Annotated in this window: 11 protein-coding genes and 1 pseudogene; 8 read left to right on the top strand and 4 right to left on the bottom strand. The window is 53.8% G+C overall.

Annotation, left to right across the window (positions count from 1 at the left end; translation table 11 throughout):
* The 4 genes and pseudogenes from Q0526_RS10930 to Q0526_RS18830 all read right to left on the bottom strand — a co-directional run.
* A partial coding sequence (locus tag Q0526_RS10930; protein ID WP_298733465.1) for a BadF/BadG/BcrA/BcrD ATPase family protein occupies positions 1-765 on the bottom strand: 765 nt, incomplete at its 3' end.
* Between the two features lie 566 nt (positions 766-1,331).
* Positions 1,332-2,351, bottom strand: coding sequence for a PDDEXK nuclease domain-containing protein (locus tag Q0526_RS10925; protein ID WP_298733463.1), 1,020 nt, complete (start codon positions 2,349-2,351; stop codon positions 1,332-1,334).
* Positions 2,344-2,817, bottom strand: coding sequence for a low molecular weight protein-tyrosine-phosphatase (locus Q0526_RS10920; protein WP_298733461.1), 474 nt, complete (start codon positions 2,815-2,817; stop codon positions 2,344-2,346). The genes Q0526_RS10925 and Q0526_RS10920 overlap by 8 nt, the downstream gene beginning before the upstream one ends.
* Before the next feature lie 91 nt (positions 2,818-2,908).
* A pseudogene (locus tag Q0526_RS18830) lies at positions 2,909-3,241 on the bottom strand (DUF1016 N-terminal domain-containing protein); the annotation flags it as partial.
* A 37-nt stretch (positions 3,242-3,278) separates the two neighbouring features.
* Between Q0526_RS18830 and Q0526_RS10915 the strand changes: the two are divergent.
* The 8 genes from Q0526_RS10915 to Q0526_RS10880 form a co-directional block, all read left to right on the top strand.
* Entirely contained in the window at positions 3,279-3,719 is a 441-nt protein-coding gene (locus Q0526_RS10915) for a S24 family peptidase (RefSeq protein ID WP_298733459.1), read from the top strand.
* Positions 3,720-3,758: 39 nt separating this feature from the next.
* The gene (locus tag Q0526_RS10910) at positions 3,759-3,962 is read left to right on the top strand and encodes a helix-turn-helix transcriptional regulator (RefSeq protein ID WP_252267330.1); all 204 of its coding nucleotides are present in this window, start codon (positions 3,759-3,761) and stop codon (positions 3,960-3,962) included.
* A gap of 167 nt (positions 3,963-4,129) precedes the next feature.
* Positions 4,130-4,720, top strand: a complete 591-nt coding sequence (locus Q0526_RS10905) for a recombinase family protein (protein ID WP_298733454.1) — start codon at positions 4,130-4,132, stop codon at positions 4,718-4,720.
* A 235-nt stretch (positions 4,721-4,955) separates the two neighbouring features.
* Complete coding sequence (locus Q0526_RS10900; protein ID WP_298733452.1) at positions 4,956-7,430, top strand: Helicase associated domain protein; 2,475 nt, start codon at positions 4,956-4,958, stop codon at positions 7,428-7,430.
* A 176-nt stretch (positions 7,431-7,606) separates the two neighbouring features.
* Positions 7,607-7,864 (top strand): hypothetical protein, encoded by a 258-nt coding sequence (locus Q0526_RS10895; protein ID WP_298733450.1) that lies wholly within the window; start codon positions 7,607-7,609, stop codon positions 7,862-7,864.
* A gap of 102 nt (positions 7,865-7,966) precedes the next feature.
* Positions 7,967-8,548, top strand: coding sequence for a hypothetical protein (locus tag Q0526_RS10890; RefSeq protein WP_298733448.1), 582 nt, complete (start codon positions 7,967-7,969; stop codon positions 8,546-8,548).
* 21 nt (positions 8,549-8,569) lie between these two features.
* Entirely contained in the window at positions 8,570-9,610 is a 1,041-nt protein-coding gene (locus tag Q0526_RS10885) for a nucleoside-diphosphate sugar epimerase/dehydratase (protein WP_298733446.1), read from the top strand.
* Positions 9,571-9,766 (top strand): hypothetical protein (locus tag Q0526_RS10880; RefSeq protein WP_366522086.1); only part of this gene is annotated, 196 nt, incomplete at its 3' end. The genes Q0526_RS10885 and Q0526_RS10880, both read left to right, overlap by 40 nt.

Below are 9,766 nucleotides of genomic sequence, written 5' to 3'. Positions count from 1 at the left end.
CGGTCGAACGATATCCCTTTCCTCCAGATTCAGCCGCTCCGCAAACACCCGCACCAGCGTGGGGTTGAAGGTCAGCGGGCCTCCCTCAAAGATGATGGGGGCCGTCAGCTCCAGTCCCTGGGACAGGCCGCCGATGGTCTGCTTGGCGATGGCGTGGAAGGTGGAAAGCGCGATATCCGCCCGCTCCGCCCCCTGGATCAGCAAGGGCTGGATGTCTGTCTTGGCAAACACGCCGCAGCGGCCGGAGATGCTGTAAACGGTCTTCCCGCGGGCAGCCAGCTGCTCGAACTCGTCCGCCGGCACGTTCAGCAGCGCGGCGATCTCATCGATAAACGCGCCGGTGCCTCCGGCGCAGCTGCCGTTCATCCGCATGTCGGAGGTCTGGAGCTTTCCGCTGGCCTCGTCATAGCGGAAGAAGATCACCTTGGCATCCTGTCCGCCCAGTTCCACCGCGGTGCGGACCTCCGGATACAAGGCCCGGACTGCCGCCGCGTTGGCCACCACCTCCTGGACATAGCAGGCCCCCAGGGCGGCGGCAATGGGCCGTCCGCCGGACCCGCACACGCCGATACGGAACCGCATGCCGGGAAAGTGACCGGCCACCTCCTCCAGCAGCTGCCGGACGGTATCCGCCTGATGGGCGTTATGCCGCTGATAGCGGGTGAACAGTACGCTGTTGTCAGCCGGGTCCAGGGCCACTGCTTTGACGGTGGTGGACCCCACATCCACGCCGAGGCGCAGAATATCCGAATTGATATGTGCCATATACACTCCTTCTAGGGAAAACGCCCCAGACCCGTACGGCAGCCTGGAGGGCGCGCCGGCGGATCGGGGGCTGGTCTCCCACATCTCTGTTTATTCGAACTCATTATAGCACGTTTTTCTCACAGGCTCTTGTATATTTTTCGTAAAGAATTCGCCGTTTTAGCTATCTTTTTCCCCAAAAAAGTCCGCCATCTTCCCATCCATTTTCGTCAAAGCAGCATCCGCAGGCACACGTCCCCGCAATCGAATCGCATAGGCGAGCGGAGCCGTATTCTTTGCGGTCCGATTGCGGGGCAGAGCCTTTCCGCCGTGCGGATGGTTCCGCTGAAAAAGAAAAGCGGGCACAGGCGGAATCTAATCCCCTGCGCCCATGAATGCATTTAGACAAAAAAACAACCACATCTTTTCGATGTGGTTGTATTTTTGTCAGGCGGCTTCAATTCGGATATTTTCGCCTTGGAAGCCTTGCACCGCAACGGCTTTGAATTTTCCATAGAATTCAGAATGCGATTATTTCAAATTTTCTCTGACGCAATTCGAACCCCCGTCCGAATTCAACACAGGCATTATTCATCCAGCTTTTGAAACTCATCCAGCCGCAGTTCTCGTTTCAATTCTTCCTCTGTCGGCAGATAGGTAAAATACTTGGATGCGAAAATCTGGTGATTATCCTCTGGCAAAGTGTACTTCACAACAGCATCACTTTTATCGGCGCAGAGGACAATGCCAATCGGCGGTGTGTCCCCTTCGTTCATCAACTCACGAGTATAGTAGTTGACGTACATCTGCATCTGACCGAGATCCTGATGCGTAAGCTGACCCATCTTCAGATCGATTAGCACAAAGCACTTGAGGATATAATTGTAAAACACAAGGTCGATGAAAAAGTTCTGACCATCCAGCGTAAACTTTTTCTGTCGGGCTACGAAGGAGAAGCCTCGTCCCAGCTCCAGCAGGAAGTGTTGCAGGTGATCAATCAATGCCTGCTCCAATTCTCCCTCATACACATGCGTATCCGGTTGGATTTGCAGGAACTCCATTACATAGGGGTCTTTGATGATTTTTTCATATTCCGGTTTCGGCTCCGTTGTTTGTATCTCAGCAGCAACAAGTGATTTATCCTGGCTTGCCAAGATGCGCTGATAGTACATCGTGTGGATCTGCCGTTCAAGCTGCCGGACGCTCCATGCGGACTTCGCGCATTCTTCCGCATAGAAGGCTCTCTCTTTCTCATTGGGAATGCGCATCAGTAGTCGGTAGTGCGACCAGCTCAATTCAGGACACAGTGTGTCTCGAATTGGATATGCACAGTAGAACTGACGCATTTTTCGCAAATTTGACTCGTCAAATCCTTTCCCAAATTCCGCTGTCAGATGTGCGGACAGGTACTGCAGCAGCTTTTTGCCATATCCTGCGCGGTCATTTTCTCCGCAAGCTTTGTAAATCTGCTCGCCGATTTCCCAATAGGCCGTCACCATTGCGGAGTTTACTGCCACACTCAAACTGCGCTGTGCAGACACAATGGAATGGCGGATTGAATGATAGGTTTGCTCTGTTGTATAGTTCGTTTGAAGTTCGTTATCCATTCTGTTCACCTCGCACCTGCAATAATTCTCTCAGCAAGCCCTGACACCCCGCCAGCACATCTTGCCAAGTCGATTCGAAGTCTTCGGTGTACCACGGGTCGGCAACATCGTGGGGATGGTCGGTGTAGTCCATCAGGAGGTGCAGCTTGCCAGAGAAATCGCCGCCGCAGATGCGGTACATATCCCGGAGGTTGGCTCTGTCCATCCCGATCAGCAGGTCGTACTTCTCGTAATCGGCATTGGTGAGCTGCCGTGCTACGTGACCGTCGCAGGAGATCCCATGCTCCGCCAGCTTGCGCCGCGCCGGAGGATAGACCGGATTGCCGATCTCCTCCCGGCTGGTGGCTGCCGATTCGATATGGAACTGTGACGCCAGCCCAGCCTTCTTCACTAAGTCCTTCATCACGAACTCGGCCATGGGGCTGCGGCAGATATTGCCGTGACACACAAAGAGTATCTTCTTCATCGCTCTCGCTCTCCTGCGTTATTTCTTTTTCACCAGTATAGCAGGAAATCGCTTGCTCGTCGAGAGAAGAATACAGCCACGCCTGAGATTCTATGGCGGCCAGCAGTTTTACTTTCTTCCAGCCGAAGCGCAGCACGGCTCTGTTGTACCACGCCCGTTCTTCGCTGCTGCCGCATCTCTCTAAAATCGCCACATTCTGCGTCCAGCCGAGGTTCATTGCCAGCCGCATGATCTCAGGGGATGCTTCGTAGGCTGCGTAAAACGCCCGCATACGGCGCAAATTGCGGGGAGAAAAGCCCTCGGTTGCGGGATAGGCCGCTTGCAGATATTCCGATGCCGCGACAGCCGCGCCTTTTTCAGCTCTGCCGCTGACCACTCGACCGATCTCGCAGTACAATTCCATCTGCGGGAGCTGCGCCGCCATAAGCGCGTCCAGCGCGGCAAACATGGTAGTGTATCCCATGCCAACGCCCACGAATACGATCCGCTATATCGATAAGCCCGTCAGCAATCTCAGAGTCTCAGCCGGTACAGGCAGCTTCTTGGATGAGGACAACTTTGAGATGGTCAGCTTTCCGGAAAACGCGGTCCCGGCGGAAGCGGACTTTGGCGTTAGAGTATCCGGCAACAGTATGGAGCCGGTCTACCATGACGGGCAGATCGTCTGGGTGGAGCGGTGCGAGACGCTTTCGATAGGCCAGGTCGGTGTGTTCGTCTATGACGGTGAAGGCTATTTGAAATCCTATGGGGAGCGGGAGCCTGACGAGAGCGACCGTGACGCATTTACGGACAGCTACGGAAGGCTCCACATGCAGCCGGTTCTGATTTCGTATAACAAAGACTATTCTGATAGGATCATCAGCCCGGAACGAGGATTTCGAGTCATTGGGCGTGTGCTGTAAGAAACTTTGAAGATTAAAATGCTGAAAGGCGGGGATTTGATGAACACGATTGCAATAGTGAGAGAGTTGGCAGATGAGCGGAGTCTTACGTTTTTTAAGCTGTCTCAGATATGCGATGTATCTCATTCGACCCTGAAAAACAGCGAACGCCGCGGCGGACAATTATCTGTCGATACGATTGAGCGGATCTGCGATGGGTTGGGCATTACCATGTCGGAGTTCTTTGCGAGGAAGGGCGCATGATTCTCTTTTTGACTCTAATGGAACACCCCGCTGCCAAATCGGGCAGCGGGGTGTTTACATGTGATGTGGAATGATATGCTGGCGAAATATAACACAATTTTCTGTATGGCGGAGGTCGAGTACACTAAAATGAGGCATGGTATAAACTAAAGTTAAGAAGGTGCAAAATGGGAACGACATACGCATATATACGGGTATCTACCAAAGAGCAGCATGAAGACCGACAGAAGATTGCAATGCTGGAGTATGGTATATCTCCAGAACGTATAATTTTGGATCGGCAGTCCGGAAAGAATTTTATGCGTCCAGGTTATCAGGCGTTAGTAGAAAAGCTTCAGCCAGAAGATACCCTGGTCATCAAGAGCATTGACCGACTGGGCCGCAATTACAGCGATATTCTGGAACAGTGGCGGATTATTACAAAGGAGAAGCAGGCGGCCATCATCGTGTTGGATATGCCGCTTTTGTGCAGCAAAAGAGACCGAACCAATCTTACGGATACGCTGATTGCCGATATCGTTTTACAGCTTTTAAGCTATGTGGCAGAAACAGAACGAACCTTTATCCGTCAAAGACAAGCCGAGGGCATTGCCGCGGCCCGTGCCCGGGGACAGCGCTTTGGCAGACCCAAAATGCAGCGCCCGGCAGAGTTTGAGACTTTGAAGACTCATTATGAGCGAGGAGATATTTCCGCTCGAAAAGCAGCAGAGATTTTGGGAATCTCTCACACATCTTTTCTAAAATGGATAAAAAATTGACTGCTAAATCCAGAGCGTGGACAAAAAGGTACACTTCGGTTACCAGAATGGGGTTGCATTCCGTTTTCAACGATGATAAGATAGAAAAATAAAAAAGCCGCTGAATTCTGTGGCATTCAGTCGGCTTTTTCAGTTTGTCTAACATGGCTAAAATAGTGTACCTTTGTTTCCAAAATAATACATACACCATGTTTTACAGAAGTTGGATGCGGAAAAGGAGGAGGAAGAAAGTACGATGGAGTTGTTTGCCCATAATCAGGCGGCATATGAAGCGGCAGAAGCCATGCTGAAGAAAACCGGCAAGGCGGCCATTATCCACCCCACTGGAACGGGCAAGTCCTTTATCGCTTTTCGCCTCTGTGAGGCGCACCCTGATAAGACAGTGTGCTGGCTTTCGCCTTCTGCTTATATATTCCAGACGCAGAAGGAAAATCTGGCTGCTACAGGTGCAGCTGTTCCGGATAATATTCACTTTTTCACCTATGCCCGCCTGATGAATTTGACAGAGGCGGAAATGTTGGATATCCATCCTGATTATATTATTTTAGACGAATTTCATCGCTGCGGTGCGCAGATGTGGGGAGCGGGTGTACAGAGACTTTTAGGAAGTTTTCCCCTCACTCCAATACTTGGCTTGTCTGCTACCAGTATCCGATATTTGGATAATCAGCGGGATATGGCAGCAGAGCTGTTTGACGGATATATAGCCTCGGAACTTTCTCTGGGAGAAGCTATTGTCCGGGGTATTCTTCGCGCACCGCGATATGTATTGTCAGTTTATTCTTATCAAAAGAATCTGCTGACTTATGAGCGTAGAGTCAAAAGCGCTAAAAATGCAGCAGTGCGCGAAAAAGCCAAACAACAGCTGGAGACATTGCGCCGGGCACTTCAACAGGCGGACGGCCTCAGTGATATATTCGCCCGGCATATGTATCAGCGTGATGGAAAGTATATTGTTTTCTGCGCAAATGCGGAGCATATGCGCGAGATGCAGAGCAAGGCATCTGAGTGGTTTGCCAAGGTGGATCCCGACCCGCATGTTTATTCCGCGTACTCTGACGATCCGGAAACAAGTGAATCTTTTGCACAGTTCAAGCAGGATGAAAGTTCACATCTGAAGCTGCTGTTCTGCATTGATATGCTCAATGAAGGCGTTCATGTGAAGAACGTCAGCGGTGTCATTTTGCTGCGTCCAACTGTTTCACCTATTATTTACAAACAGCAGATCGGACGGGCTTTGGCGACAAATCAAAAGAGCGATGCGGTAATATTTGACATTGTAATGAACATTGAAAACTTGTGCAGCATCGGGGCTGTAGAGGAAGAAATGCGTCTGGCGATGACCTATTACCGTGCCCAGGGAAAAGAGCATCTGATCCGGCAGACATATTTTCGCATTATTGATGAGGTTCGGGATTGCCGGGAGCTGTTTACAGCTTTAAACGATACACTGACGGCTTCCTGGGATCTCATGTATCAAAAGGCACGAAATTACTACACAGTCCACGGGAACCTGGAGGTTTCCAAGCGATACCGGACGCAAGATGGATATCCGCTGGGACAGTGGCTGCAGACGCAGCGGCGGGTTCGTGCGGGTACGGTCTACGGCACCTTAAGCCAAGAGCGGATCGCCAGACTGGATAAAATCGGCATGATTTGGGATAACCGTAGGGATATTGCCTGGAAATGCCACTACCTTGCTGCACAGCAGTATTTTCAGCAGCATGGCAATCTAAAGGTTCCGGTTCGATATGAAACACCGGAGGGTATCCGTCTTGGCAGTTGGATATCCAATCTCCGAACATACCGAAAGAACCAGGCACAGCGTCACTATCTCACAGCGGAACGCATTGCCGCTTTAGATGCTATCGGTATGATCTGGGACGTCCCGGATCATCTGTGGCAGCAATACTATGGAGCATGTCTCCGCTACTTTCAGGAGCATGGAGATCTGGATGTCCCACTGTCTTTTACCACAGAACAGGGGCTTCGGTTAGGCACGTGGATACAGCAGATACGAAGTGCTTATCGAAATCCCGGAAAAAACGCGCCTTTGTCCCAAGAACAAATACAGGCGCTGGAAGTTCTTGGTATGACGTGGAAGAGAAAGTCAAATACGCAATGGGAACGCGGTTATGATGAAGCCTTTTCCTATTACAAGGCTTTTGGACACTTGAATGTACCAACGACCTATCAGACGCCAGATGGCTTTCATCTGGGACGGTGGATTTGCCGCCAGCGGGATCGCCAGGATATGCCGGCAGCGCAGCAAGAGAAGCTGGATCGTCTTGGCATGGTTTGGAAGAAGGAAGATCCTTGGAAAAAACGGCTTGCTCTGGCTGAGAGCTACTATCAGCAACATGGTAATCTGGACATCCCATCTGAATATGTGAAGCAGGGAATCTGGCTCGGTAAATGGATTGATGAGCAGCGTCAAATTTATCTTGGCAGACGTCAGGGTAAGTCACTAACAGATGAGCAGATCCAAGCATTGGAACGGATTGGAATGCAATGGAGCGGCAAACAGGAGCGCGTTTGGCAGGAACAGTACGCGCAGGCTTTGCAGTATTTTAAGGATCATGGTTCGCTATCTGTCCCGCCCAATTATATTGCTCCGAACGGAAAACGGCTGGGCGTATGGATTACAAAGCAGCAAGGTGCGAAGAAAAACAAGGAGCAATTGCGGCAGTTGGAGCAGATTGGGCTGTAGAAGTTCGGTAATCGACCAAAAAGCAGGAAGGTTTCATAGCTATGACTCTCCATAGAAAGCAGATCTTATTTCTCTGCGACGCAGTGATTTTTGCCTGTGCCGTGGGGGCTGCTGGCGTATTTCTTTTTTGATTACGCAGAAATCGGCGACAGTTCCACGGCGTTTGGAATTACCAGATGGACTTCTACCGGACGGAGGTCCTGCCCGCCATGGGCGCGGACAACGTGGACGCCTATCTCTCCGGCGTGCTGGAGCTGGGGGACGCCCTGGACGCCATGAATGCCGAGGGCCGGCTGGAAGAGGTGTCCCTCACCGAGGAGAACCAGACCTTCCTGAACCTGTGCCGCTCCGCCGTGGAGCAGGGCCTTTCCGGAACGGAGGCCTATACGGTGCTTTCCATGCTGGCCGGGTCCGCCGGAGAGGACGCCCAGTAAAACCTTGGATCCCATTTTTCGCGGTGCCGGCACCGCAGCCTTTCTGCCGGAAAGGCTGATCTCCCTTGAAGGGGGATGCCGTACCATTTCTGGAGGAGTATCATGAACCGATTCCGCAAGCAGCTGCTGTTCCTCTGCGACGCGCTGCTGTTTCTGCTGGCGGTAGCCGGATATAAGTTCATTACGGTGCTCCTGCCCTATACCGAGGTGGGAGCCAGAGGCAGTTTTCCGAAGAACGTGCTGCTGCTGTATGGGTGTACGGTCGTGGCCCAGCTTTTGTTCCGGACCTACGACAGCCTGTGGCGCTACGCCGAGAGCCGGGAGTACCTGGCCCTGCTGGGTGCGGCTATCTGCGGCTTTGGCGCCTATGAGATCTTCAGCCGGGCCTTGCTTCACGAGGCCATTTCCTTCGTCCTGCTGGCGGCCATCGCCAGCTTGTGGGTGCTGGAAATGCTGGCCGTCCGGTTCAGCTACCGGATGTACCGGACCTTCAGCATCCAGCGGGAGCAGCCGGGAGCGGTGCCGGTGGCCATCATCGGCGCTGGCTCCGCCGGGGTGCAGCTGCTGGATGAATTGCAGCACAATCCCAACAGCCGCTACCACGTCCAGTGCTTTTTTGACGACGATCCCGCCAAGGTCAATAAGCGCATCCGTGGTGTGCCTGTCAGCGGCTTGATCAGCTAGGCGTTGCCCCGGATGCGGGCCATGGATATTCACGAGGCCATTTTTGCCATCCCCTCCATGGACGAGCTGCACCGAAAGGAAATTCTGCGGCAGCTGGCGGACCGGAGCATCCGGGTGTCCACTTTGCCCAGCACATTGGAGCTGATCGAGCAAAAGCCCATCCGCCAGCAGCTGCGGGAGGTCCGCATTGAGGACCTCCTGGGCCGGGACGCCATCCAGCTGGACACCTCCGCGGTGGACGGCCTGCTTTCCGGCCGCACGGTGCTGGTGACGGGGGGCGGCGGGTCCATCGGCTCGGAGCTGTGCCGCCAGATCGTCAAGCACCGCCCCAAGCGGCTGGTAATTTTTGACATTTACGAAAACAACGCCTACGAGATCCAGCAGGAGCTGTTGTACCAGTACGGCAAAGACCTGCCCCTCAGCGTGGAGATCGGCTCCGTCCGGGACCCCCAGCGGCTGGATATGCTGTTCGACACCTACAAGCCGGAGGTGGTGTTCCACGCCGCCGCCCATAAGCATGTCCCCCTGATGGAGGTTAGCCCCCAAGAAGCCATCCGCAACAACGTGTTCGGGACCCTGAATACCGTCCGGGCGGCAGACGCCCACGGGGTACGGAAATTCATCCTCATCTCCACGGATAAGGCCGTGAATCCCACCTCCGTCATGGGGGCCAGCAAGCGGCTGTGCGAAATGGTGGTGCAGTCCATGGCGGGGTGCAGCCAAACCACCTTCGCCGCCGTGCGCTTCGGCAATGTGCTGGGTTCCAACGGCTCCGTGGTGCCGCTGTTCCGCCGCCAGATCGCGGCGGGAGGCCCCGTCACCGTGACGGACAAGCGTATCATCCGCTATTTCATGACCATCCCGGAGGCCGCCCAGCTGGTGCTGGAGGCGGGGGCCATGGCCAGGCAGAACGAGCTGTTCGTGCTGGACATGGGCCGTCCCGTGAAGATTTTGGAGCTGGCGGAGAACATGATCCGACTGTCCGGCTGCGCCCCGGCGAGAAGCTGTATGAGGAGCTGCTGGTGGCCAGCCGGGATCTGGAAAAGACCGGCAACGGCATGATCTTCGTGGAGCATCAGCCCCCGGTGACGCCGGAGGAGCTGGAGCGGAAGCTGACCCTGCTGCGGGACGCGCTGGATAGAACTATGCGGACGGAGGACATCTCCTGCATCCGGGAGGTGCTGCACCGGGTCGTTCCCACCTTCCATGAGCCGGAGG

The organism is uncultured Subdoligranulum sp. (assembly GCF_937890665.1).
Note: the sequence above shows the minus strand (reverse complement) of the source record. Positions and strands in the feature narration are given on the sequence as shown.